The sequence below is a fragment of the Streptomyces sp. NBC_00083 genome, from assembly GCF_026343295.1.
GTDB lineage: Bacteria > Actinomycetota > Actinomycetes > Streptomycetales > Streptomycetaceae > Streptomyces.
Genome location: NZ_JAPELY010000002.1, coordinates 1,568,890 through 1,593,375, shown reverse-complemented (window position 1 = coordinate 1,593,375; position 24,486 = coordinate 1,568,890). Strand labels below are relative to the sequence as shown.

17 protein-coding genes are annotated in these 24,486 nt (G+C 72.3%); 1 reads left to right on the top strand and 16 read right to left on the bottom strand.

All coding sequences use genetic code 11. From position 1 onward, the window contains the following. Window positions 1-83: 83 nt before the first annotated feature. The 7 genes from OOJ98_RS23380 to OOJ98_RS23350 form a co-directional block, all read right to left on the bottom strand. A complete protein-coding gene (locus OOJ98_RS23380; RefSeq protein ID WP_267056889.1) occupies window positions 84-1,796 on the bottom strand; it encodes a carbamoyltransferase N-terminal domain-containing protein in 1,713 nt (570 codons plus the stop codon). A 55-nt stretch (window positions 1,797-1,851) separates the two neighbouring features. Further along, complete coding sequence (locus tag OOJ98_RS23375; RefSeq protein WP_267056888.1) at window positions 1,852-5,130, bottom strand: aminotransferase class III-fold pyridoxal phosphate-dependent enzyme; 3,279 nt, start codon at window positions 5,128-5,130, stop codon at window positions 1,852-1,854. A gap of 22 nt (window positions 5,131-5,152) precedes the next feature. Beyond that, window positions 5,153-7,744, bottom strand: coding sequence for a type I polyketide synthase (locus OOJ98_RS23370; protein ID WP_267056887.1), 2,592 nt, complete (start codon window positions 7,742-7,744; stop codon window positions 5,153-5,155). Next, window positions 7,737-11,081 (bottom strand): condensation domain-containing protein, encoded by a 3,345-nt coding sequence (locus OOJ98_RS23365; protein WP_267056886.1) that lies wholly within the window; start codon window positions 11,079-11,081, stop codon window positions 7,737-7,739. Before OOJ98_RS23365 ends, OOJ98_RS23370 begins: the two co-directional genes overlap by 8 nt. Further along, window positions 11,074-12,543, bottom strand: coding sequence for an acyltransferase domain-containing protein (locus OOJ98_RS23360; protein WP_267057071.1), 1,470 nt, complete (start codon window positions 12,541-12,543; stop codon window positions 11,074-11,076). Before OOJ98_RS23360 ends, OOJ98_RS23365 begins: the two co-directional genes overlap by 8 nt. A 238-nt stretch (window positions 12,544-12,781) precedes the next feature. Further along, the gene (locus tag OOJ98_RS23355) at window positions 12,782-13,039 is read right to left on the bottom strand and encodes a phosphopantetheine-binding protein (protein ID WP_267056885.1); all 258 of its coding nucleotides are present in this window, start codon (window positions 13,037-13,039) and stop codon (window positions 12,782-12,784) included. Then, on the bottom strand, window positions 13,036-13,263 hold the full coding sequence (locus OOJ98_RS23350; RefSeq protein WP_267056884.1) for an MbtH family NRPS accessory protein: 228 nt from the start codon (window positions 13,261-13,263) through the stop codon (window positions 13,036-13,038). The genes OOJ98_RS23355 and OOJ98_RS23350 overlap by 4 nt, the downstream gene beginning before the upstream one ends. Window positions 13,264-13,483: 220 nt before the next feature. Here OOJ98_RS23350 and OOJ98_RS23345 point away from each other — a divergent pair, with 220 nt between their 5' ends. Further along, complete coding sequence (locus OOJ98_RS23345; protein ID WP_267056883.1) at window positions 13,484-14,527, top strand: MupA/Atu3671 family FMN-dependent luciferase-like monooxygenase; 1,044 nt, start codon at window positions 13,484-13,486, stop codon at window positions 14,525-14,527. 119 nt (window positions 14,528-14,646) lie between these two features. Here OOJ98_RS23345 and OOJ98_RS23340 read toward each other — a convergent pair whose 3' ends face one another. From OOJ98_RS23340 to OOJ98_RS23300, 9 genes are all read right to left on the bottom strand, one after another. Then, window positions 14,647-15,861: a 2-oxo acid dehydrogenase subunit E2 gene (locus OOJ98_RS23340; protein ID WP_267056882.1), complete on the bottom strand. Its 1,215-nt coding sequence runs from the start codon at window positions 15,859-15,861 to the stop codon at window positions 14,647-14,649. Further along, on the bottom strand, window positions 15,854-16,861 hold the full coding sequence (locus tag OOJ98_RS23335; RefSeq protein WP_267056881.1) for an alpha-ketoacid dehydrogenase subunit beta: 1,008 nt from the start codon (window positions 16,859-16,861) through the stop codon (window positions 15,854-15,856). Before OOJ98_RS23335 ends, OOJ98_RS23340 begins: the two co-directional genes overlap by 8 nt. A 3-nt stretch (window positions 16,862-16,864) precedes the next feature. After that, window positions 16,865-17,851: a thiamine pyrophosphate-dependent dehydrogenase E1 component subunit alpha gene (locus tag OOJ98_RS23330; RefSeq protein WP_267056880.1), complete on the bottom strand. Its 987-nt coding sequence runs from the start codon at window positions 17,849-17,851 to the stop codon at window positions 16,865-16,867. Window positions 17,852-17,938: 87 nt separating this feature from the next. After that, window positions 17,939-19,000 carry a C45 family peptidase gene (locus tag OOJ98_RS23325; RefSeq protein WP_267056879.1) on the bottom strand — a complete coding sequence of 354 codons (1,062 nt, stop codon included), beginning with the start codon at window positions 18,998-19,000 and terminating at the stop codon, window positions 17,939-17,941. Beyond that, a complete protein-coding gene (locus OOJ98_RS23320; protein ID WP_267056878.1) occupies window positions 18,997-19,611 on the bottom strand; it encodes a GNAT family N-acetyltransferase in 615 nt (204 codons plus the stop codon). Before OOJ98_RS23320 ends, OOJ98_RS23325 begins: the two co-directional genes overlap by 4 nt. 1 nt (window position 19,612) lies before the next feature. Then, on the bottom strand, window positions 19,613-19,873 hold the full coding sequence (locus OOJ98_RS23315; protein ID WP_267056877.1) for an acyl carrier protein: 261 nt from the start codon (window positions 19,871-19,873) through the stop codon (window positions 19,613-19,615). Beyond that, window positions 19,863-21,401: an AMP-binding protein gene (locus OOJ98_RS23310; protein ID WP_267056876.1), complete on the bottom strand. Its 1,539-nt coding sequence runs from the start codon at window positions 21,399-21,401 to the stop codon at window positions 19,863-19,865. Before OOJ98_RS23310 ends, OOJ98_RS23315 begins: the two co-directional genes overlap by 11 nt. Next, entirely contained in the window at window positions 21,398-23,413 is a 2,016-nt protein-coding gene (locus tag OOJ98_RS23305; RefSeq protein WP_267056875.1) for a class I tRNA ligase family protein, read from the bottom strand. The genes OOJ98_RS23310 and OOJ98_RS23305 overlap by 4 nt, the downstream gene beginning before the upstream one ends. Then, a complete protein-coding gene (locus tag OOJ98_RS23300) occupies window positions 23,410-24,486 on the bottom strand; it encodes an FAD-binding oxidoreductase (RefSeq protein ID WP_267056874.1) in 1,077 nt (358 codons plus the stop codon). Before OOJ98_RS23300 ends, OOJ98_RS23305 begins: the two co-directional genes overlap by 4 nt.

Genomic DNA, 24,486 nt, shown 5'->3' with positions numbered 1-24,486 from the left:
GAAGCATCCGATCACCCGCACCCCACGCACAAGGGCCCGGCGGCCTGCAGCCGCCGGGCCCTTGTGCCGCTCGCGTCGCCCTTCTAGGAGGCCGAGTCCTCGCGCCGGTACAGGACGCCCTCGCTCCACACCAGGTCGAGCTGGCCCCACTCGATCGCCGACGCGACGTCGGGGAAGAAGCTGCGGCCGTTGTAGTTCGCGCTCGTGTTGCACAGGACCGGGATGCCGCTGCACTTGTAGTACTCGCGCAGGATGGCGTGCAGGTTCGGGTCGTCGGACGCGTTCACCGTCTGGAGGCGGGCGGTGCCGTCCAGGTGCATGACGGCCGGAACGCGGTCGATCCACTCGGGACGGACCCAGTGTTCGAACAGCATGTACGGGTCCGGCGTGCCCGGGTTGAAGACGGCCGGGGCGTGCTCCTCCAGGCAGATGGGGGCGACCGGCCGGAAGTGCTCCCGGCTCTTCACGTCGTTCAGGAGCCGCTTCATCGACGGCTCGACGGCCGATGCGATGATGCTGCGCCCGCCGAGCGCGCGGGGTCCGAGTTCGGCACGGCCGTCGAGCACGACCGCGGGCTGGCCGGTGGTGTGCAGGATGTGGGCCAGCTCCTGCGGCGTGCAGGGCGACGTGCTCCAGCCGCCCGGAACGTCCGCCGTCGGTTCGAGGTCCGGGCCCAGCCGCGCGCTCCACTGGATCGGCCGGAGCCCGGAGCCGCCGGCCGCGGCCAGGCACGCCGTACCGATGGCGACGCCGGAGTCGTCCGGGAACGGCGGCACCCACATGGCCTTGATCGTCGGGTGCGCACGCAGGGCGCTGTTCCATTTGATGTTCAGCGCGCAGCCCCCGGCGAAGCAGAGGTTCCAGGCGCCGCCGCCCTTCCACTCCTGGATCTTCCTGGTCACCCGGTCGATCAGGAGTTCCTCAAGGAACGTGTGGACGCTGGCCAGCACGTCCTCGTCCAGGACCCCGAGCGCGGCGGTGCGGGCCTGCACGGCGGTGAGGAACTGGTGCACATAGGCGTGCGACGCCTCACCGGTGCTGCCGCACCCGATGATGGCCCGCCGGTACTCCCGCACCCGCGGCGTGTCGGCGTCGAAGAAGGCGAAGAACTCCTCGCGGAAGATCTGCTTGATCCGCTCCCGCGAGGTGCCCAGGGCGATGTACGCCATCATCTTGCCGGCCACGGACAGGTCGTCGACGTTCTTCGATTTGTTCGACCGCTTGAACGGGCCCCAGTACTGCGAGGTCATCGAGTAGGTGTGGCCGATGAGCGGGAACGCCTCGCCGCCGGCCTCTATCCGGCCGTCGGCGTCCACGCAGTACAGCCGGGGGAAGCAGCCGCCGTCCCAGACCAGCACCATCGACGGCTCGCCCCGGCGCGCGAACGGGCTCGTGCAGTAGGCCGAGGCCAGGTGGCCGGCGACGTGGACGTAGCTGTCGTAGTCCAGCGCCTGGCCGCCGATCACGATCCGGCCGCGGTGGCCGGGCAGCGCCGGGTCGGGCACCAGGTCGGTCTCCCGGTAGGGGGCGACCAGGACCTCGGTCCGGACACCGCCGGCGAGCACGTTGATCCGGCCGTCGGCGGCGCCGTCCCAGCCGTCCAGCGCCCAGGTGCCGACGTCGCCGGGCTTGAGGCCGAACCGGTCCATGATGCCGACCAGGTCGTCGAGTTCGTCGACATTGCTGTATCGGGCACCATTGGCGATCTTCTGCATCTCGACGTTGAACAGCAGGCGGTCCTCGTCGAGGATCGCGATGCCGCCGCTCTGGGTGAGTTTCAAGCCTGCCGTGATCATGTTCTTGCGGCTCCCGTTTGTCCGAGGGCTGTCGTGGTCGTGTGCGCGGTGGGGTTCAGAGGTGGTCAGAGCCGGCCCCGTCCAACTCGGCCAGCGGGCGCTCGCCGTGCGCGAGCAGGCCGGCGAGCAGGTTCTGGTAGCGGCGCGCGACACCGGCGGCGACATCGGGGGCGACGACGTCCGTCGCGATCTCGATGTCGCACCGGAGGCCGTCCGCGCCCTCGATGATGTTCAGCGCCAGGGGGTGGCCGGTGCGGACGATCGGCAGCGGGTCGGCCTCCGACACCGTGAGCCCGTCCATCGGGGGCGCCGCCACGCGGCGGTAGTACGAGATGGACGTCGCGAGCAGGTCGGCGCGCAGGCCGCTGCCCGGCGCGAGTTCCGTGATGAGGTCGGCGAACGGGTGGTCCTGGGACTCCAGTCCGGTCACGAGGTGTTCCATAACGTCGGCCACGTACTCCGATGCCGGAACGTCCGCCGTCCGCCGCAGGCGCAGCGGCAGCAGGTTCGAGCAGTACCCGACCATATGGTCCAGCTCCGGCGGGCGGCGGGCGGCCAGGACCGGGACGACGATGTCGTCCTGCCCCGTCACCTGGTGCAGCACGGCGCCCCAGGCCGCGATCAGATAGGCGAACACCGTCGCGCCCTGCTCCCGGGCGGTGGCGCGCATCCGCTCGCAGAACGCGGAGTCGAGCCGGACGCTGTGCCGCACCGCCCGGTAGGGGAAGGGCGCGGACGTGCCGGGTCCGGGCAGTTCCGGGGCCTGTGCGCCCCGGAGCAGGGTGTGCCAGTACGCACGGTGCTCGGCGGCGTCGGGGCCGCCGGCGGTCCGCTCGTGCCACGCGGTGTAGTCACGGAACTGCGCCGCGGGCGGCAGCAGCGGCCTGACGTCCTGGCAGCCGGCGTTGTACAGCGCCACGAGGTCGTCGACCAGCACGCCGAACGACCAGCCGTCCACCGCGGCGTGCGCCCCGGAGATCAGCAGCAGATGCCGCTCCGCGGCGGTCCGTACGAGCGCGACGCGGAACACCGGGCCGTCCGCGAGCCCGAACCGCTGCTCGGCCCAGGACCGGCGGAAGCGGTCGAGGTCGGCGTCGTCCGGACTGACGTGCTCGGTCAGGATCTCGTCCAGCACCGTCTGCGCGGCGGACCGCACGGCGAGCGTCACGCCGTCGGCGGCGAGTGTGGTCCGCAGGCTCTCGTGCCGCGCGACCAGGTCCCGTACCGCACCGCGCAGCGCGTCCCGGTCGAGCCGGCCGTCCAGCCAGAAGCCGACGGACATCTGGTACGCCGGTACGCCGCCCTCGTCCAGCGCGGCCTGCTGGCGCTGCGCGAGGGTGCTGCGCGGCGCGGGCGGCGGCACCGCGGCACCGGACCCGGACGAGCGGCCGGGGCCGAGCACACCGTGCTCGCGCAGTTCGGCGACCGAGTCGCGGACCGCTGCCCGGATGTGGTCGAGGTCGGCCTGCTCGTGCGCCGTGGACAGGAAGAAGTTGCGCAGCTCCCAGACGAACACACCGCGGTCGAGCAGGTTGAAGTACAGGGGGTCCATGTTCTCTTCGTGCTCGAACCGGAAGAACGAGGAGAACCGGCGGACGTCGATCGGCACGTCGAGCTCGCGGAAGTCGGCGTTCAGCCCGTCGACGAACAGCTCGGTCGTGCGATCGAGGTTCCGCTGGAGGGCCGGGCCCTCGTCGCGCAGACGGCCAAGGACCGTCCGGGCCGCCACCATGGTCATCGGATGCTGGCTGAACGTGCCGGCGAAGAAGGTCGACTCCGCGGTCGGGCGCGAGTCGTCACCGAAGTCCCAGACGCCGCCGTCGATCGCGTCCATGATCCCGCCCCGGCCGGCGATCACGCCGATCGGCAGGCCGCCGCCGATGATCTTGCCGTACGTGGCCAGGTCGGCCTCGATACCGAAGAGCCCCTGGACACCGGCCGGGTGGCAGCGGAACCCGGTCACCATCTCGTCGAAGATCAGCTTCGTGCCGTGCCGCTGGGTGATCTCCCGTACCCGGCGCAGGAATTCGGGATTCTGCACCCCGGGGGTGCGCAGGGTCACCGGCTCGGTCATCACCGCGGCGAGGCGCGGGCCGTGCTTCTCGATGAACTCCAGGGCCTCGTCGGTGCCGAATTCGAGCACGTGCACGTTCTCCACCGCGCGCGCCGGGATGCCCGAGGTGACCGGCCGGGTGGCCCGCACGCCGTTCTCGGAGGAGGCCGCGGCGAGCACGCTGTCCGCGTGACCGTGATAGGCGGTGGAGAAGACCACGACGTCGTCGCGGCCGGTCGCGGTCCGGGCGATGCGCAGGGCGGTCATGACCGCCTCGGTGCCGGTGTTCAGGAAGGCGACCCGCTCCATGCCGGTGAGGTCGACCAGGCCGGCGGCGACCTCCTCGACCGTCTCGGTGCGCGAGGCGATGACGAAGCCGAGGTCCAGCCGCTCGCGCAGGGCCGCCATGACGGCCGGCGGGTTGTGCCCGAGGAGGTGGACGCCCCAGCCCATGGTGAGGTCGACGTACTCGTTGCCGTCGATGTCCCACAGCCGCGCGCCCTGCCCGCGTTCGGCGACGATCGGGTACAGCATCTCCTTGGTCGTGGGCCGGAAGCCGATGGACGAGCGGCTGTCGGCGATCAGCGGGCGGAACCGCTGGGCGAACTCCTTCGAGCCCTTCGTCCTGCGGCCGAACCTCTCGGCCAGGACCTTGAGATACCGGGCGCGTTCCGCCGACTCCACGAGGCCGGCCCCGCCGCGCCCGCCGGGTGCGAGCGGGGCGGCGGCGGTCCGGGACGGGGCAGGCCGGACGGCCGGACGGACCGCGGGCGCCGTTTCGACGGCGACCGGTCCGGCGGCCGGGGCTGCGACGCCCGCCAGGAGTTCGAGCTGGCTTCGCATCACGGCGAGTTGTTCGCCGAGCAGCCGCTCCACCGCCGCCGAGGTGCCGGGCGCCGGCACGGTGGCCGCCGCGGCGGGGGTTCCGAGGGGCTCGGGCACAACCGGCGCGGGCGCGGGGGCGGGGGCGGGGGCCCCCGAGACGTCGGCGGCCGCGGCGGTCACCGTGCCGGCGCCCGTGGCCGGTGCGGCCCGTGCCGTCCGGGCCGGCGCGTTCGCGTCCAGGTGCGCCGCCAGCGCGGCGGGCGTCCGTACGTCGCCGAACAGCTGCCGGAGCGGGATCTTGCAGCCGAAGCGCTCCTCGACCAGCCGCACCATTCCGAGCAGGGCCATCGAGTCCGCACCGAGATCGGCGAACGAGACGTCCGGGTCCAGCGCGTCCGGCCGGATGTCGAAGTAGCCGCCGACCATCGCGACGACCTCTGGGAGCAGTGGCTCCACGGTGTTCTCCTCGTGGTTCACGTCAGCCGACCTGGGCCAGGTGCGCCGCCAGGCGGTCGATCGTCGGGTTCTTCAGCAGATCGATCGTCGGCAGCGGGACGCCGAGCTCCGTCCCGATCCGGCGGGCCAGCCGCACGGCGAGCAGCGAGTCGTCGTCGATGTCGATGTCGAAAAGGCTCCGGTCGTAGCGGTCGACCTCGGTGCACAGCACCTCGGTCCACAACTTCGCCAGCAGCCGCTTCAGCTCCTCGCCGCGCGGCGGTCCCGCGGGGGCCGCGGGCGGCGCCGGATCCGGTTCGTCCAGCCGCAGCCTGCTGCGCCGCAGCGGATGCGCGGGCAGGGGGACCCGGTGGGGCTCCGCACCCGGCCGGTCCGACCAGCCCGACCAGTCCACGGGGACGCCCGCACTCCACAGCCGGGCCGCGTCCTGGAGCAGCCGCTCCACCGGCGACGACCCGGCGCCGCCGTCCGGGGCGATGGCGCCCGGCACCGGTTCGGCGGGGGTTCCTATGACGACGAGGGCCGTCCCGTCCGAGGCCCGGCCGCCGAAGGCTTCGGCCAGCCGGCCGCCCTCCCACACGTCCCGTGTCCAGTGCAGCGGGTCGAGTGCTCGCGCCTCGGGGAGTTCGCCGCCCACGACGGCCGACAGGACCGGGACGCGCGGGGCCCGCGGCCGCACCGCGGGCGGGCCGTCGAGCAGCCCGGCCCGCCAGGACAGCAGGGCCAGCGCCTCGGTCTCGTCGAGGACGCCGCTGAAGCAGGCCGCGAGGACTTCACCGGCTCCGGCGCCGCCGACCGCGTCGGGACGCGCGCCGGATTCGGCCCACAGGGTCGCGAGCACCAGTGCGGCGGTCGCCGGCGCGGCCGGTGCGCTCTGCGCGGGGACCGCTGCGCTGTCGAAGGACCGCCCCGCGATGTCGGCCACGGCCGGCACGCTCTCGGCCAGCTCCTGGAATTCCTCGATCGGGACCTCGCCGAACAGGAACGACACGGCCGGGGTGGTCTCCGCCGTCGCCGCCGTCGCGGGCTCCGCGGCGATCGCCCGCAGTGCGGCCTCGGCGGTGGCGTGGTCGTGCGCGACGACCGCGCGGCGGTGCGGGAAGGCGCGCCTGCCGGCGCGCAGCGTGTAGTCGGCGTCGGCGAGACGGGGGGCGTCCGGCCGCGCCAGCGCGTCGGCCAGCCGGCCGGCCAGCTCGCGCAGCGCCGGACCGCTCTTGGCACTCACCGCGAGCAGCCGGGGACCGGCGTCCGGTGCCGGCCGCTCGGGCGGCACCGGCGCCTCCTCCAGCACGACGTGCGCATTGGTACCGCCGATGCCGAACGAGCTGACCGCGGCCCGGCGCGGGGTCGGGCCCGGCTGCCACACCAGGGGCCGGACGTTGATGTGGAACGGGCTGCCGTCCAGGTCGATCCGCGGGTTGGGCCGGGTGAAGGCCGGGTGGCCGGGGATCTCCCGGTGCCGCAGGGCCAGCACCGCCTTCATGAACCCGGCGATCCCGGCGGCCGCGGCCAGATGCCCGACATTCGCCTTGACCGAGCCCAGCGCGCACTGTCCGGGCCGGGCGCCGCCGTCGGCGAAGGCCTCGTTGAGCGCGGTGAACTCGATGGGGTCGCCCAGAGGGGTCGCGGTTCCGTGCGCCTCGACGTACGTGATGGTGTCGCTGTCCACTCCGGCGACGGCGTGCGCCTCGCTGATCACGGCCCGCTGCCCCTCGACGCTCGGGGCGGTGTAGCCGATCTTGTCGGCGCCGTCGTTGTTGATCGCCGAGCCCTTCAGCACCGCCAGGACCCGATCGCCGTCCGCGATCGCCTCGTCCAGCCGCTTGAGGGCCACCAGGCCGACGCCGTCGCCGAACGTGGTGCCCGCGGCGTCCGCGTCGAAGGGGCGGCAGTGACCGTCCGGGGAGAACATCATCCCCTCGCCGTAGACGTAGCCCGGATACGGATTCGCGATCACCGAGACGCCACCGGCCAGCGCGATGTCGCACTCCCCGGCGATCAGGCTCTGCGCGGCCACGTGCACCGCGACCAGCGAGGTCGAACAGGCGGTCTGCACGCTGACGCTCGGCCCCTTCAAGCCCAGCTTGTAGGAGATCCGCGTGGTCATGTAGTCCTTGTCGTTGGCGACCATGAGCCCGATGCCGTCATAGGTCAGCAGGTCGCAGGACCGGGCCACGACATTCGTCAGGTACGTGTTCATCGCCGCGCCGGCGAACACCCCGACCGCCTGGCCGCCGGCCCCGCCGGAGTAGCCGATGGTGTCGAGCAGCTCCCACGCGACCTCCAGCATGAGCCGCTGCTGGGGGTCGATCAGCTTCGCGTCGCGCCGGGTGTAGCCGAAGAACTCGTGGTCGAAGTCGAAGGCGTCGGGCAGGGCCGCCGACCGCGGGACGTACTGCGGATCGCGGCGCACCCGCTCGGGTACGCCGGCCGCGGCGAGTTCGTCGTCGGTACAGGTGGTCAGCAGGTCGTCCCCGGCCCGCAGCCGGCGCCAGAACGTGTCCAGGTCGGGGGCGCCGGGAAAGCGGCCGCACATCCCGATCACGGCCACGTCGTTCGAGTGGACCATCGCGTCGGCCGCGTCGGCCGCGTACGTCACGTCGGCGTCAGGCATTCTTGCCTCCCCGTTCCCGGGCCCGCAGGCGCGCGCCGCGGACCGTGTCGTCCGCCGGCCGGGCGCGGCGGCCCGCTGTCCGGCCGCGGTCGCGGCCCGCGCCGGCGGCGGGCTCGGAGGCGGCCCGGCCGAGGCGTGCGGCCAGCGTGGCCACGGTGGGATAGCGGAACAGTTCGGACCCCTTCAGCGGCTGGTTCACGGCGTCGCCGGCGAGCAGTTCGTGGACTTGGGCCAGCAGCATGGACGTGCCGCCCAGGTCGAAGAAGTTGTCGTCGCGCCCGATGTCCTGGCGTCGCAGTACCTGCTGCCAGACGGCCGTCACCCGGCGCTCGTGGTCGCTCGGCGCCCCGGCGGCGCCGGTTCGGGCGGCCGCGCCGGCGAAGTGTGCGGCCAGTGCGGCGCGGTCGGTCCTGCGGTCCGCGTCGAGCGGGAACGCGTCGACCGACCTGATCTCGGTGGGCAGCAGGGAGGGCGGCAATGCGGAGCCCAGCTCCGCCAGCAGGGCGCTCTCCGTCACGTCCGCCCCCGGTTCGGGGACCACGCAGGCGACGAGCCGGCGGTCGTCGGCACCCTCGCCGACGAGCAGCGCCGCCGACCGTGCGACACCGGCCAGCTCGTCCAACCGGGCTTCCAGGCCTTGCAGTTCGGCCCGGAACCCGTCCACCACCACCTGGTTGTCGGCACGGCCCAGGAGGTGCAGTCGACCCGTGGTGTCGATCCGCGCCAGATCGCCGGTGCGGAACAGCCGGCCCCCCGGTTCGAGGGGGCTCTCCAGGAAGCGTTCCTTCGTCAGCCCCGGCTGGTCGACGTAGCCCCGGCCGACGCACGGTCCGCCGATGTGGAGCTCGCCGGTGAACTCCCGCGGTACCGGGTGCCCGTGCTCGTCGAGGATGTGAATGCGGCCGTTCGCCAGCGGAAGCCCTGCCGGTACGGCGGTTCCCGCGCAGTCCTCGGGCCGGACGGGCTGCGCGGTGACCCAGCCCGTGGTCTCGGCCGGGCCGTACCCGGTCCACAGCGTCCCGCACCACGCGCGGACGTTCCGGGCGAGCGGCGCGGGCAGCGGCCCGCCGCACGAGAAGACGTGCCGCAGCGCCAGGCCCTCGGCCCCGGTCCGCCCGATCACGGCGTCCAGGCCGTGCAGGGCGGAGGGCGTCTGGACCAGGTGCGTGACCCGTTCCTCGACGAGCAGCGCGTGGACGCGGTCGGGCGACCGGGCCTCCCCCGGAGCCACGACGACCAGGCACGCCCCGGCCAGCAGGGCACCCCACAGGGCCGGCTCGGAACCGGCCGGGTGGAAGAGCGCCCCGACCGCGGTCTCGTCGAAGGCGGCGTGCTCACGCATCGACTCCAACAGGGCCAGGACATTGCCGTGCTCGATGTCGGTCCCCAGCGGTGTCCCGGCCGGGCCGGACGTGTAGACCGTGTGGGCCACATCGCCGGCCCGCGGCAGATCGCCGGGCTCGCCGGCCGGCGGCAGCTCGGTGTCCGGCATGACCAGGACCGGCACCGCGGCCCCCGCCAGCAGACCGGCCAGGTCCGGCTGGGTGAGCACCAGGTGCGCTCCGCTGTCGTCGAGCACCGCCCGGTGCCATGCCGCGGGCCAGGACGGATCCAGGACCACGTGGGCCGCCCGGACGCGCTGGACCGCGACGAGCGCGGCCACCGTGTCGAGGGAGGGTTCGAGCAGGAGGGCGACCCGGCTGCCCGGTCGGACGCCCTCGGCGCGCAGCCGGGCCGCCCAGCGCCCGGCCAGCTCGTCGAGTCCGGCGTAGGTGAGTTCGTCCGCGCCGCAGCGCACGGCCGTGCGGTGGGCGTACTGCTCCGCGGCCTGCCGGAAGCGGGCCGCCAGGCTGTCGTCCGGCGCGACGGACACCGGCTCGGGGCTCCGGCCGTCGCCGTGCCCGGCCTCGTCCAGGAGCGGCAGATCCGGCACAGCGCGGTCCGGGTCGGTGACCGCGGCCCGCAGCAGCGTCGTGTAGTGCTCGGCGGCGCGGCCGGCCGCGGCGGCGGAGAAGACGGACTTGCGGTACTTGAGCACTCCGACGAGGCGGTCACCGTCGTGGACGACCTCCAGCAGGAGTTCGAGCTGGTCGTCCTGTTTGTCCAGCGGGAACGGCGCCGCGGTCAGTCCGGCCCAGGCGGCCGGGGACGCACCGTCGTCGGCCACATGGAGGGCGGCGTGGGCTGGATGCCGGCCGGACTTCTGGTAGATGAACATCGTCTGGAAGAGCGGATTGCGGCCGTCCGTCCGGCGCGGCGCCAGCTCGCCGACGAGCAGCTCGAAGGGGTAGTCCTGGTGCTCGAACGCCTCGGCGACCGTGCGTCGGGTCCGGCCGAGCTGCTCGCGGAACGAGACCGCGTCGCTCAGGTCGGCCCGCAGCACGACGGGGTTCATGAAGTTCCCGACGCATTCGGACAGCGCGGGGTCCGTGCGGCCGGCGAACGGGCTCCCTACCAGCACGTCGTGCCGGCCGGTGTAGCGGCCGACCAGGATCTGAAAGGCCGTCAGCAAGACCGCGTAGGGCGTGACCGCTTCCGCCTTGGCCAGCGCGAACACGTCCGCGGCGAGCTCCGCGGGGAGGGGGAACATGAGCGAGCCGCCGCCGTCAGTGTCCGCCGGGTCCAGATCGAACTGCGGCCACCGGACCGGCTCCACGGGGCCGGCCAGCTGCGCGTGCCAGTAGGCGCGGGCCCCAGCACCCCGCTCGCCGGCCATCAACTCCCGCTGGTACGCGACGAAGTCGCTGTACGGCCGGTTGTTCCCGGGCAGCCCCGCCGGGCGCCGTTCGGCCTCGGCGGCGTAGAGCTGTTCGAGTTCGGCCAGCATGGTGCCGAGCGACCAGAAGTCGCACACCACGTGGTGGGCCGCCAGCAGCACGACCGCTTCTCCGGGCGCCACCCGATAGGACCGCACACGCAGGGGCGACCCGCTCACCAGGGCGAACGGCTCGCGATAGGCGGCGCGTACCGCCTCCTGGACTTCTTTCTCGGTCCACTGGCGCGCGTCCAGTTCGGCGAAGTCGGGTTCGAGCCAGCCGTGCACGGTCTGACGGCCCGTGGGGCCGCCCCCGTCGTCGGCGCCCGCCCGGCTGAACGTGGTGCGCAGCGACGCGTGCCGCCCGACGAGCGACTGCAACGCCCGGTGGAACACGGCGGAGTCGAATCCGCCGGTGAACCGGGCCGTGAGGGCGACGTTGTAGGACGCGCTGTCCGGGTCCATCTGATGCAGCAGCAGCAAGGAGCTCTGCGCGTACGAGAGCGGATGCTCGGTGCGTGCCTGTCCGGCCCGTGCCCGAAGCGCCGTCTCCAGCCTCTTCCTGAGGTCGTGGTCAGTCATGGGTGTCACTCCTCGGTCGATCCGACGGGGTGGAAGCGCCTGGGCCTGCCAACCGGGGCAGGAGGGCGTGCAGTTGGTCCTCGGTCAGCGCGTCGAGCGAGCCCAGCAGCCGCACCGCCTCTTCGGGCGGGAGCTGGTCCGGCCCGCCCGCCTCGGCACCGGGCCGCGCCCCGAGTTCGAGCCCGACGACCTCGACGACCGGCCGGCCGGCGGCGTCGACGACCGAGACGTCGACGACCTCGCGCGCCGCCCCGCCCGGCCGGGGCCGGACCACCGCGACTCCGGAGCCCGCGGCACTCGCCGACGCGTGGATCACGACCCGTTCGATCCGGAACGGCAGCTCGGCAGGGGGCGCCGGGGCGGCCCCGACCGCTTCCGGCCGGTCCGCTTCCGGCTTCCCACCGGCCGTCGTCGGGCCGGCACGGAACGGCGCGTGGTACCGCACCCAGTCCACCGGAATCCCCGCTTCCTCCAACGCGGTCAAGTGCTCGAGGACCGTCGTCGAGTCCGGTCTCCGAGGCGCGAGCCCCGCCAGCCAGAGCTCACCGCCGTCGCTCTGCGCCCGGCCGGCCGTGGTCAGCGACCGTCCGGGCCCCACCTCCAGGAAGACCGTGCAGCCCTCGTCCATCAGGGCCCGGACTCCCGCCGTGAACCTGACCGGCGAGGTGAGCTGCCGGCCCCAGTACGGTGCGCCGATGTCCCCGCTCGCGGCCCAGCCCCCGGTGAGGTTCAGGACCATCGGCACCGCCGGGGCCCGGTGCCGCACGCGGCCTGCCGCCGCGACCAGTGCCGGAACGGCCGGGGCGACCAGCGTCGAGTGGAAGGCGTGGGTGGTCTCCAGCGGGACGGTCGGCCGGCCCTGCCGCTCGAACGCCGCCGCCAGCTCCTCCATCGCCACGTCGGTGCCGGAGACGACGATCCGTTCCGGAGCGTTGTACGCGGCCACCGAAGCCGCGTCGCCGTAGGCCGCGACCATGCGTTCCAGCTCCGCCGGGTCGGGGCCGCCCACGGCGACCATCCGGCCGGCGCCGGGCACCGCCGCGAAGGCGCGGCCGCGGGCGCTGACGAGTTCGAGCCCCTCCTCGACGCCGAACACCCCCGCCACGCAGGCGGCCGCGTACTCGCCGAGGCTGTGGCCCGCCACCGCGTCCGGCCGCACCCCGCACGCGGTCCAGAACTCCGCGAGCGCGACCTGGAGCAGGAAGACCGCCGGCTGGAGCAGCTCGGCCCGGGTCTGGGCCGCCGGGTCGGCGAACACGTCGAGCGGAGCGACGCCGGTGAGCCGCCGGAACTGGTCGGCGTGCCGGTCGATGGCCGCGCGGAACAACGCGTGCTCGCGGTGGAGTCCGACGCCCATGCCGACGTACTCCGAGCTCTGCCCCGAGAACAGGAAGCCGGTCCGCGGCCGGATTCCGGAATTGCTGCCGGAATCCGATATGACCTGACCCTTGTCGTACGGCATTCCGGACACGAAGGAACTCCAACCGATCTGTCACATCTGGAGAAAGCCAGTCATATGAGCCCGCGAGATTGTTCAACGGACCGAAAGGGGGATGACGCCGAATTCCCAGAAAAGGTCGATGCGCCATTGTCTTGCCGGCGAGACACGAGAGGCATCTCCTTGGCCGGCACGGAGAATCGAACCACAGAACCCCGCCGCCGGGGCAGCGGCCGAAGCGTGTTCCGCTCCGACGCCGGGATCAGGACGCCTTGCCGACCAGTTCGGTCAGTACGTCACTGAGGTCGCTGAGCAAGGGGTTCTTGAGGATGACGCCCGTGATCCGGGAAATCCCCAGCTCCTGGCGGAGGGCCTGACCGAGGCGGACGGCGATGATGGAGTTGCCGCCGACGGCCAGGAAGTCGTCGCCGATGCCGATGCCCGGATTCCCGAGAAGCTCCCGCACCTTGCCGACCACCAGCTCGTCCATGGGGTTGCGGAACCCGCTGTCGACCGTCACCTGGCCACCTCTCGTACGTCGTCGGTCAGTTCGCGCAGGCTCGCGGGCCGCAGGTCCGACCAGTGCGCGGCCACATGTGCAAGGCAGTCCGTCCGCGTGTCCGCGTGGTGCGCGACCGGCCAGCCGGTGGGCACGCCACGGGACACCGGCCACAGCGAGTACTGCTCCTCGCTGTCGACCAGGACCAGATGAACGCCTTCCTCATCTTCGAACGGATGGGCCACGGCTCTCCTGTATGAACGAAACCTGATTTCCCGAAGGTCGTGTCCATCGTGCGCTTGTCTCGCCAGCGAGACAACATTCCGGCGGTCGATTGCCACCAGGGTCCGCAGTGAGTGCGTCCACGAAGAACGCGGGTGCTATGAATCAGGAACGGGCGCATTTACCGAACGATGTTCGCCATACACCCCGACTCCGAACCGTATCCGCTGGGGAGAACTCACGATGGATCTCAGCCTCTTCTATTTCGCCAACGACAGCGGAGGCGCCGAGGCCGACCGGTACCGGTTGCTGCTCGAAGGCGCCCGCTTCGCCGATGAGAACGGTCTGGCGGCGGTGTGGACCCCGGAACGCCATTTCCACCCCTTCGGCGGGACCTATCCGAACCCCTCGGTGACCAGTGCGGCGATCGCCGCGACGACGGAGCGTGTCAAGATCCGGGCGGGCAGCGTGGTGGCACCACTGCACCACGCGCTGCGCATCGCCGAGGAGTGGTCCGTGGTGGACAACATCTCCGGGGGCCGGGTCGGGGTGTCCTTCGCCTCCGGCTGGCACGCCGTCGACTTCGCCCTGAATCCGGCCGCGTACACGAACCGCCGCGAGGAGATGTACGAGCGGATCGAGCAGGTGCGTGCCCTGTGGCGCGGCGAGGCGATCGAGGTCATCGACGGCGCGGGGACCCCGGTGAAGGTGCGGTCGTACCCGCCGCCGGTACAGAGCGACCTGCCGGTCTGGATCGCCAGTGTCGGCGACGTCGAGACCTTCCGGAGCGCCGGCCGGATCGGCGCCGGGCTCCTCACCCACCTCCTCGGACAGACTCCCGAACAACTGGCGCACAAGATCGCCGAGTACCGCGCGGCCGCGGCCGACGCCGGCTGGCCGGGCCATGTCGCGGTGATGGTGCACACCTGCCTCGGTGAGGACACCGACGCGGTCCGTGAGCTGGTCCGGCCGTCGCTGAGCGCCTACATGCGCAGCTCGCTCGGGCTGATCCTGTCGTCGGACCTCAGCACCGGAGACCTGGAGCCGGACGAGATCGACATGCTCGTCGAGCGGGCCTTCGATCACTACTTCGACAACGTGGGCCTGCTCGGCTCGGTGGACAAGGGCGAGGAGGTCGTGGCGCGGCTCGCGGAGCTCGGCGTGGACGAGATCGCGTGTCTCATCGACTTCGGACTGCCCACGGACGAGGTCATGACCGGCCTGACCCACCTCAAGCGACTTCAGGACGCGTGCGGCGCCGACGCGTCCCGCGAGCGCACGGACTGAGCCCGGCCCCTACCCGTCCCCGTGCCGCCGCGATCGCCGGCCCGGGTGCGGAGGCACGGGAGCGCGCCGGGGCCGGTGGGGGAACGGGATGACGTTCCCCCACCGGCCCCGGCGGTCTCTCAGCCCGCGAGCCGGGCGATGGAGTCGGCGCTCTCCAGGTCCCGCTTCACCTCCGTGAGGAAGCGGACCGCGTCACGGCCGTTGAGATAGCGGTGGTCGTAGGTGACCGCGACCGTGGTGACGGGCCGAGTGAACGGCACGCCGTCCTCGGCCAGGGCCACCTCGCTCCGCTCGGCGCACAGGGTCACGACGCAGGTGCGGCCCGGATGGACGATCGGCGCGGCCAGGACGATGTCCGGATCGTTGTGCAGCGAAAGGGTGATGGCCTCGTCGGCGAACGCGTCCTCGCGGAAGTTCTGCCGCAGGGCGCTGACCCGGAAGTCCATGAGGTCGTCGGTCAGCTCGTCGATCGCACGGAGGTCGGCGTCCTTGAGCACGGGGATGAACAGTCCCGTCCCGACGTCGATGGTGACCCCGACGTTGGGGGCCGGCGCGAGGGTGAGGGTATGGCCCCCACCGGGTGTGGCGAAGAACAGCGGGAAGTCGGCATGGCGGGCGGCAATGGCCTTGACCAGGAGCTCGACCAGGCCGTACGGGGCGTCGCCGCCGCGGGTCGCGCGGAACGCCGACAGATCGACCGCGATCGCGGCGAAGGCGGCCGGGATGGTGCGGTGCGCCTCGCTGACGACGGCGGCCACCGCGCGCTGGCGCGGGCTGAGGCTGACGACCTCCGCGTCCTCGGACGCCTCGGCCTCCTGGGTCTCCTGGGTCTCCTCGGCCGGCCCGGCCGCGTCGGGGGCCGGCTCCTGGTCCGTTGCCCCCTGGTCGATGAGCCGCTGGACGTCGGAGGCCTTCACCATCCGCTTGCCGAGCGCGCGCAGTTGCCCGGCTCCTATGCCGTGCTCCTCGGCGAGGGTGCGGGCGGCGTCGCTGAGGACCGGGGCCGGACCGCCCTCGGAGTCCTCGCCCTCATCCGGGCCCCCGGGGGCGGCGGCGAGCCCGGCGGCGGCCGGGCTCGCCAGGTAGTCGTCCCGTTCCTCGACGCTGTCGAACAGCAGCCCCACCGGCCGCCCGAACTCGCAGTGCGATCCCGCCTCGACGAGCCGGTGGAGGACGCCGTCGATGTCCGCGACGAGTTCCTCCAACGCCTTGGCGGTCTCGACCTCGGCGACGACCGCGTCCGCGGACACCTCGGCGCCGTCGTCGACCGTCCAGCCGACCAGGACGCAGCCCTCGTCGTTGTTGTTGAACTTCGGCAGCAGCAGTTCACGCATGCAACGCCTCCCAGATGGCGCGGTGGATGTCGGACGCTTGAGGGAGCACGGTCTGCTCCAGGTGGGCGGCGGTCGGAATCACCTCGGCCTCGGCGCTGCACAGCACGACCGGGCGCCGCAGGCGGCCCCACAAGCGCTCGTAGACGCGCGTGGCGACCTCCGAGCCCCAGGTGCCGCCGGCGGCCGAGTCCTCGACCAGGCACACCACCTCGGCGCCGGCCAGGGCGGGCAGCAGCGGCTCCACGTCGAACGGGTACAGCCGGGTCGGAACGATCACCTCGCAGGTGATCTCCCGTTCCGCGAACAACGTCCCGGCCGCCGCGAGTGCTCGCCGGGCCACGCCGCCGGGCGCGACGATCACGCAGTCGGCCGTGTCGTCGCCGTCCGACATCCGCAGGCGTGCCGGGCCGTCGGCGCCGAACGGGAAGTCCGCGGCGAACGGCCCGTCCGTGCCCGGCTCGTGCATCGGTTGCGTGTAGAGCACCTTGTCCTCGAACAGGACGGCCGGCTCGCCGGCGGCGAGCAGACCGGCCAGCAGCGCCGTGCTGTCGTGGAACGGCGAGATCTCGTACACCGACAGGTGCGGCACGCCGATGAAGTGCTTCTGGAGGCTCTGGCTGTGGGTCGGGCCGTATCCGCGCCGGCCGCCGGTGGGACAGCGCACGATCACCGGTACCTCGACGCGCCGGCCGTACATCGCGACCGACTTGGCCGCGAAGTTCACGATCTGGTCGAAGGCCAAGGTGGCGAAGTCGCCGAACATGATCTCGACGATGGCGCGCCCGCCGGACAGCGCGAGCCCGTTGGCCACGCCCACCAGCGACTGCTCGCTGATCGGCGTGCTCAGGACCCGGTCGGGGTAGCCCGACGAAAGACCCTTGGTGATTTTGAAGGTGCCGCCGTACGGATCGGTGACGTCCTCCCCCAGCAGGAACAGCCCGGGGTCGGCGGCGAAGGCCGCGTGCAGGGCCCGGTTCAGATTCTCAGCGACGCGCTCCATCGGTCAGCTCCTCTCCCAGACCGAGGCCGGACGGGCCAGGACCCGGTCCACGGCGTCGGCTATCCGCGTCCGCTGCTCGTCGTCGACCTTGGCGAACAGGTCGGGGTCCCGACGCCGACAGGCGTCGTACCAGTCGTGTTCCCGCTCGGCGTCGACCTCGGCCGCGGAACGCGTGTCGTCGCCCTTGCTGTGCGGGCCGAGGCGGTGGGTCGCGAACTCCACGACGCACGGCCCGCCGCCGGCGCGCGCCCGCTCCACCACCGGCGCCAGGAGCGCCCGGATCGCGGCCACGTCGCTGCCGGTCACGGGCACATGGTCGATGCCGAACGCCGCGGCGCGCCCGGCGATGTCACCGGCCATGGCGCTCGCGGTCGGCGTGGTCTGCGCGATGCCGTTGTTCTCCACGACCACCACCAGCGGCAGCCGCCACAGCGCGGCCAGGTTCAACGCCTCGTAGACGGCGCCCTCGCCCCAGGTGCCGTCGCCGATGTAGGCCACGGCGATCCCGGCCCTGCCGGTCCGCTGGAACCACAGGGCCGTGCCCACGGCCACGGGCAGGCTCTCGCCCTGCACCCCCGTGGACAGGTAGGTGTCCCGGAAGATGTGCTGGCTGCCGCCGACGCCCGAGCAGACGGCGCCCTCGCGGCCGGTCATCTCGGCCAACAGGCCCTCGGGGTCGTCGAACCGGGCCAGGTAGTGGCCGTGGCCGCGGTGGTTGCTGAACACGAAGTCCTCCGGGGCCAGCAGCGGCCCCAGGGCCACCGGCACGTACTCCTGGCCGATGCAGGTGTGCGTCGTACCGTTCAGCAGCCCGCGCGCGAACAGGTCCAGGACGGTCAGTTCGAAGTGCCTGATCATCAGCAGCCTGGAGAGGTCGCCGGCAGCGGTAGCGGCGCTGGACACCGCGGCCGTTCCGAGGGCGGTCGTGGGCCGGCCCTCGTGGTCCGCCGGGGCGGGGGACCACCCGTTCTCGTCATCAAGCACGTTCATGTTCTCGCCCGTCGGAGGTCGAAGAGATCAAGGTCAGGTCGGATGCGCCGGATCGGATGCGTCAGGTCCGCGCACCGACCGCGGCGTTCAGGTCCCGCCCGGGTCCGTCACGGTGAACTCCCGGGTGGCACAGGCGGCGGGGTCGCCCGGCCTGAGGTACAGCCGGCCGCTCCCCGGCAGCGCGACGGCGGCGGCCACGGTGCGCTCGTACCGGATGTCACCGGTCGCGGCAACGCGGATGGGAGGAGCCGAGAGCAGAGCGAAGTGGTCCTCCACCCCCGCCGCCGGTGCCATCGCGGCGAGACCGGCACGGCACGCCTCCAGCCGTCGGCGTGAGGAGTTCCGCGCGAAGACGTTGATCTCGTCGGAGGGCTGGAAGTCGGGGTGGAGGAAGTGGTTGGTATGTTCGGCCTGTTGGGCCTCGAAGCACCGGAACTCACCGTCCAGGGCCTCCACCCACACCGCCTTGTCCGCGTCGCAGAGCATGAACGAACGGGAGCTGGCCAACGGCAGACCGCGGAGGAATTCGACCGCCTCGTCGACGCCGCCGGCGCAGTCCAGCACATGGCGTATGGCCAGGTACGGCGGGACTCCTGGTTTCCAGTCGCCGCCGAGGACCAGGTTGAGGCCGACGGCCAGGCCGTCGCTGTTCACCCCGAGATAGCCGAGGAGCCCCGCGAAACTGAGCACCAGGGCCCGGCGCGGGGAGCCCTCGAGACCGATGTCGAGGACGCTGATGCGGTCGTCCAGGTCACCGTTCAGGTCCACCGTCTGGGCCAGGACCGGATGGGAGCCGGCCCTGGCGTACGTCGTGCAGTCGCCGCGCGCCGGGATCTTCCGGTAGCCCAGGATCTCCCGGCGCAGTTGCAGCAGCAGCGCCTGGTCGCGGGGGATGCCGATCCCGTCGGCGAGCCCGGTGATCTCCTCGGCCAGCCGCGGCAGCTCCGCCGTGATCACCGCGTCGAACGCGGACAGCACGGGGTGCAGCCCGGCCATCGAGACCTGTTCGTCGAGCAGCAGGTTGAGACGGCAGAGGGAGTCGTCGACGAAGCCGCGCAGCGACCCGGCGAGCGCCGTTCCGTGCTGCCGGCCGACCTCGTAGGGAGTGCCGCTGAGGCGCAGATGGGCGACGCCCGCTCCGTCGGTCACACCGCCGCGCCCGGACGCGTCACCTTCGCGTGGGTGGCCAGCTCGTCCTTGAGCCACGTCCACTCTCCGCGCAGCACGCTGTAGTAGACGGCGTCCCGGCGCCTGCCGTCCGGCATCGGGTTGAAGCTGCGCAGGACGCCCTCCTCCTGGGCGCCGATGTTGCGCAGGCCCGCTCGGGCCTGCACGTTGAGCTGGTCCGTCTTGAACTCCACGCGCTCGGCGCCCAGGGTCTCGAAGGCGTGCTCCAGCAGCAGGTACTTGGCCCAGCGGTTGATGCCGCGGCCCTGGAAGTCGATGCCCAGCCAGGACCAGCCGATCTCCAGGCGTCCGTCCGCCTCGGAGAGGTTGCCGAAGCTCATGCTCCCCGCGCAGCGCCCTGTCTTCTTGTCGGTGATGTGGAAGACCACGCGCTTGCCCGCCGCGTGGTCGGCGAGCATGCCCCGGAAGAAGGCGTCGAAGTCCTCCTCCGTCTCGACCAGACTCACGAAGTAGCGCCAGATCACCGGGTCCATCGCGATGTCGTGGACCGACTCACGGTCCTCGGGACCGATCGGCCGCAGCCTGACATGGTCGTTCTCCAGCGTGGCCGCGGCCAGCTCTGCCCAACTCACTTCATGAGGCCTTTCCGGCGTAGCGCGACAGGGTGTCGACGACATCGTGGAGGGTGCGCATCTCCGCGACGTCGCGTTCGGTCAGATGCACCAGGTCGACCGCGAGGTCCTCGCAGAGCCGCGTCAGGAACAGGACCTTCTGCAACGAGGTCAGTCCGTAGTCGGTCAAATCGGTGTCCGGTTCGAACGCGTCCGGGTCGACGGCCGGTTGGACCGCGGCCGACAGGTTCTGCCGCGCGATGGTCTCGATGTCACTGGGCATGGATTCCGTCCTGGTTGTTCGTGATCTCCGACTGGAAGGCAGCGAAGATGGCCTGCCGTTTCGGCTTGAACTGCGAAGTGAGCATGCCGTTGGCGATGCTGGGCCGCGGGCTCGCGACCACGACCTTGCGAATCTGCTCGTCCCGGCCGAACGCGGCGTTGGTGCGGGCCAGTTGCTCGGCGATCGCCTCGGTGTCGGCCGTGTCGGAGGAAGGCGAGACCACCGCAACCAGTGACGTCTGCGCGGGGCAGAACACCACGCACTCCTCGATCGCCGGACTCGTCCGCATGTGCTCCTCGATCGGCCGGACGATCACCTTCTTGCCGTTGCCGAGCACGATGACGTCGTCGGCGCGCCCCCGGATGAACAGGAAGCCGTCCTCGTCCACGTGCCCGAGGTCCCCGGTGCGCACCACCCCGTCGGGGAGGAACATCCGCTCGGAGTCGCCGGGTTCGGCGAACGTGTAACGCCGGTTCACCGGGTGCTCGCTGCGCACGAGGATCACGCCGTCCTCGTCGAGCAGCACCTCCTTGCCCCGCAGCACCTTCCCCACGCTGCCCTCCTTGTGGGCGCCGGGGTGGTTCTTGCTGACGATGCACGTCTCGTTCAGGCCGTAGCCCTCGTAGACGGGAAGACCCGCGTCGGTGAGATAGCGCAGCACCTCCCTGTCCGCCGGGGCCGACCCGGTCCACAGGTACCGGATGCGGTCGCCGAACAGACGGCGTGCGGCCGCGCGGCGGGCCTCCTCGGGCGCGACGCCCTCCGCGCGTGCGGCGTCCCGGCCGATCTGCTGCCGGGCGGCCTCGAAGAACGCCGGTACGCCCATCACCACGGTCGGCCGGGCCGTTGCCAGTGCGGCGAAGGCCGCCTCGTACGTGGTGACGGTCACGTCGTGGCCGAAGCAGAGGGCGGAGTAGAGCCAGTACCGCTGCTGGAGCAGCGACAGCGGAAGGAAGACGAAGAGGTTGTCGTCGCCCCCGTGTCCGAAGAGCTCCTGCACGGCCCGTATCGAGGCGTCGATACTGCCGACGGTGGCCCCGAGCCCCTTGGGCGCACCGGTGCTGCCGGAGGTGAACTTGATGGTCGTCACGTCCTCGGGCCCGTACACGACGGGTACGGGAGGCCCCGGGCAGGCGCGGCGCGCGGCGTCGGCGACTTCGGTGAACGCCCGGACGGCGGCCGGTGCGTCCGCCGGCACGTTCTGGTCGGTGAACAGGACCGCGAGCCCGTAGCGTGCCACCAGCTCTGCGGTATCGGTGAACTTGCCCGGCTCGAAGCCCGCGACAACTGCCCCCAGCCGCAGTGCGGCCAGGTCCAGCAGCACCCATTCCAGGCTGTTGGCTCCCAGGACGCCGATGCGGTCCCCGGCCCCGACGCCGATGCCGCGCAGGTGGGCGGCGACACGGCCCGACTGTTCGTACAGTTCCGTCAGGTCGAGCGTCCTGACGCTGCCGAGCCGGATGAAAGAGATCCGGTGGCCGGGCGCCGGCGGCCTCGCCACCAGGCGGTTGATCACGGAGTCCGTCATGCCTGGACTCCCCCCGCCGGCGGCCAGTCCGACGGCAGGGCCGCGAAGTAGGACTGCTGCTCAAGGTCGATCCGGGTGCCGGGCGTGACCAGTTCGACCTGAGCGGGCCAGGACGCGAGGTCGGCCTTCCCCAGCGCCTCGGCGAGCCGGGCTGCGAACCGGGGCATGACCGGCACGGCCGCGCGGGCCAGGAGCTGCGCGGCGGCCAGCTCCAGCGCGACGGCCGTGCGGGCCTCGTCCTTCCAGCCGGCGAGCTGCGCGGTGCGTGCCTCCGCTTCGGCGAACCGCCGCGTGTCGGCGACGATCCCGTCCAGTTCGGCGGCCGCGCGGTTCAGCGAGAATCCGTCCTGCCCGTAGCTGTCGGCGAGGGCGGCGAGCCGTATTCCCAGGCGGTTGAGGAACGCCGTGTGCTCAGGGGTCCAGACACCGGCGTCGGGGGCGGTCCCGCCGTATTGCCCGGCGACCCGGGCGCCCAGGTCGTTCAGCCAGCCCTGCCAGCCGTCCACCAGGACCCGCTGGACGGTCTCCGTGTACGCCGCGAGTTCGAAGTTCGTCCGCCGCTCCTCGGGACGCGTGAGCGCCAGGTGGTAGCGCACCGCGTCCACGGTCTCCGGCCGCAGGATCTGCTTGCCCCAGATGGCATGGCGCCTGCTGGTGGAGAACTTGCCGCCCTCCAGGAGATAGAACTCGTTGACGTGGTAATCGATGTCGGGGTTCCACCGGGGGTGCGCCAGCCGGTAGAGGGCCGGGTAGAGCACCGCGTGGTAGAAGCTGTTGTCGTAGCCGAAGAAGTGGACGAACTTCCAGTCCTGTTCGGGAGCCGCGGCCTGCCAGGTGCGGCCCAGGCGGCCGCCGAGGGCCTCGATGCCGTGGAGGAAGCCGTAGGACATCTCGGGCCAGACCCAGATCACCTGCCCGGCCGCCCCCGACTCCGCGGGCGGTACGCCCCAGTCCGACGGGTGGGTCACGGGAATGTCGAGCCTGCCGCGCGCGAACACCCGCTCCGCCAGTGCGCGCAGCCGGGCCGGGACCCGGCCGAGGCGGTGGTGGTCGGCGACCTCGCCGCCGAACTCGTGCAGGGGCAGGACGAAGCGCGGGAGGCGCCGCTGCTCGGGCGGCGCGTCCGACCGGCCGCTGCGCGGGTCGGCCAGATCTGCGCAGGTGTTCGGTTCGCCGCACTCCTCGCAGATGTTGCCGCTGGTGGCGCCCCCGCAGCCGGGACAGCCGCCCGCCACGTCCACCTCGTAGAGGTAGGCGTCCGTCTCGGCGTCCACCAGGGCCGCCGTCTCCTGGACCGTGACCGCCCCCGAGCCGACCAGCTTCGAGAAGTACCCGCGCAGCCCCTCCCGGTAGTCGGGGTCCTGGTTGGTCACCGTGTACTGGTCGACCTCGATGTCCATCAGCCGGAGCGTCGCGGCGATCTCGGCGCTGTAGTGCTCGGCGGTACGCGCCGGGTCGCGCTCCTCACGGCGGGCGCGGTCGACCACATAGCTCTGGAAGTCGTCGCTCCCGGTGAGGTGCCATGCCTGCGTGCCCCGCATGCGCTGGAACCGGACGTAGGCGTCGGCCCCCAGGTAGGGACCGGACAGGTGACCGAGGTGGAGGTCGCCGTTGGGGGTGGGCGGGGTCGAGAAGACGAACACCGGCCTCTCGTGGAACCGGCGGCGCGTGCCGCCCGCCGCCGCGGACTCGGCGGCACGCGCCGGGTCGCGCCAGTACAGGTCGAAGAAGACCAGGTCGACGTCGCCGTCGTTCTCGATGACGTGCGTCTCGAAGGGCTCGAACTGGCACACCGTGCCCGGCTCCACGCGTACGCGCCGCCCGTCGAAGGCCACCCAGCCGGTCCCGGCGACGACGACGAACATCTCGATCTCGTCGTGCTGGTGCGGATCGGAGGTGACTCCGGGGGCGACCCTGCCCCAGCCGGCTCCGGCGCCCATCTTCTCCACGGAGCTCATCTCGATGCCGAATGCCTGGTGCAGTTCTTCCGTGGAAAAGACGCTCACGTTCATCGGTGGCTCCCTTGGTCGGAAAGGTTCTCAACGGCGGTGCGGAGCAGCTGCGCCGCCTCCCTGGCGATGGCGGGTGCGAGCCGGTAGCCGGAGCCGTTGGCGCACCCCGCGAAGACCAGCCGCCCCTCCTCGTCCAGGGCGCGTACCACCGGCTCCCGGTCCGCGCTGTACGCGTCGCAGAACACCCGCCCGCTGCGGGCGGAATCGGCCAGGCGGGGGGCGCGCCTGAGCAGTACGTCACGGGCCTCGGCCAGGTCGGACGGGGAGAGGCTGCCGGTGAGCCGGTCGGGGTCCACGTCCCAGACCTGGCTGGTGTAGCTGAAGAGCCAGCGCCGCTGTCCGTGCAGCGGAAGCAGGAACGCGTCCTCGTCGTGGAAGACGACGACTCCGTCCCGCGCGGCGGGCGGCTCCTCGATGTGCAGCGCGACGACCTTCTTCACCCGGGCATCCAGCACCGCCAGCCGTTCGCGCCAGGCCGGTGCGGCCAGCCACGGGCCGGGGGCGAGCACGACCGAGCCGGCCGTGACCCGTTCTCCCGTGCCAAGCCCGAGTTCGTAGCCGCTCCCGACCCGCTCCAGTGAGTCGACGCGGACACCCTCGCGGAAGGTCGTCCCCGGACGCAGCGACCGGGCCAACACCCGTGCCAGTGCGCCGACATCGGCGTACTGGGCGCCCTCGCCCGTCCAGGCCGCCGTCTCGGGCGACAGGGGTGGCAGCCAGTCCGGCAGGGCGTCCACCCGGGAGAGTCCGGCCTCGTCGAGATAGGCGGCCTCCACCTGGTCCGCGCTCGCGCGGTCGGACACCACCAGCAGGGGAACCGGATGGATGGGCAGCGCCGGATCGGCGTCGAGCAGGGCGCGGTAGGAGGCCTGGCTGTAGGCGGACATGCGGCGCACGCGCTCGCTCGTACCGCGCGGGAAGTGCAGACCGGCCGACCGGCGACTGGCTCCGGACCCGACGGCATCCTTGTCGAGTACGAGCACGGAGGCGTGCGCAGCCCGCAGCGCCACCTCCCGGGCGATCATGCACCCGATGACTCCGCCACCGACGACCGCGACATCGACATGCGTCAT

What these genes read in the sequence shown, in the direction of transcription:
- OOJ98_RS23330 (WP_267056880.1), bottom strand. Translation starts at nt 17,851, where the DNA reads ATGAACGTGCTTGATGACGAGAACGGGTGGTCCCCCGCCCCGGCGGAC.
- OOJ98_RS23300 (WP_267056874.1), bottom strand. Translation starts at nt 24,486, where the DNA reads ATGACGCATGTCGATGTCGCGGTCGTCGGTGGCGGAGTCATCGGGTGC.
- OOJ98_RS23335 (WP_267056881.1), bottom strand. Translation starts at nt 16,861, where the DNA reads ATGGAGCGCGTCGCTGAGAATCTGAACCGGGCCCTGCACGCGGCCTTC.
- OOJ98_RS23305 (WP_267056875.1), bottom strand. Translation starts at nt 23,413, where the DNA reads ATGAACGTGAGCGTCTTTTCCACGGAAGAACTGCACCAGGCATTCGGC.
- OOJ98_RS23345 (WP_267056883.1), top strand. Translation starts at nt 13,484, where the DNA reads ATGGATCTCAGCCTCTTCTATTTCGCCAACGACAGCGGAGGCGCCGAG.
- OOJ98_RS23310 (WP_267056876.1), bottom strand. Translation starts at nt 21,401, where the DNA reads ATGACGGACTCCGTGATCAACCGCCTGGTGGCGAGGCCGCCGGCGCCC.
- OOJ98_RS23315 (WP_267056877.1), bottom strand. Translation starts at nt 19,873, where the DNA reads ATGCCCAGTGACATCGAGACCATCGCGCGGCAGAACCTGTCGGCCGCG.
- OOJ98_RS23380 (WP_267056889.1), bottom strand. Translation starts at nt 1,796, where the DNA reads ATGATCACGGCAGGCTTGAAACTCACCCAGAGCGGCGGCATCGCGATC.
- OOJ98_RS23365 (WP_267056886.1), bottom strand. Translation starts at nt 11,081, where the DNA reads ATGACTGACCACGACCTCAGGAAGAGGCTGGAGACGGCGCTTCGGGCA.
- OOJ98_RS23370 (WP_267056887.1), bottom strand. Translation starts at nt 7,744, where the DNA reads ATGCCTGACGCCGACGTGACGTACGCGGCCGACGCGGCCGACGCGATG.
- OOJ98_RS23360 (WP_267057071.1), bottom strand. Translation starts at nt 12,543, where the DNA reads ATGCCGTACGACAAGGGTCAGGTCATATCGGATTCCGGCAGCAATTCC.
- OOJ98_RS23340 (WP_267056882.1), bottom strand. Translation starts at nt 15,861, where the DNA reads ATGCGTGAACTGCTGCTGCCGAAGTTCAACAACAACGACGAGGGCTGC.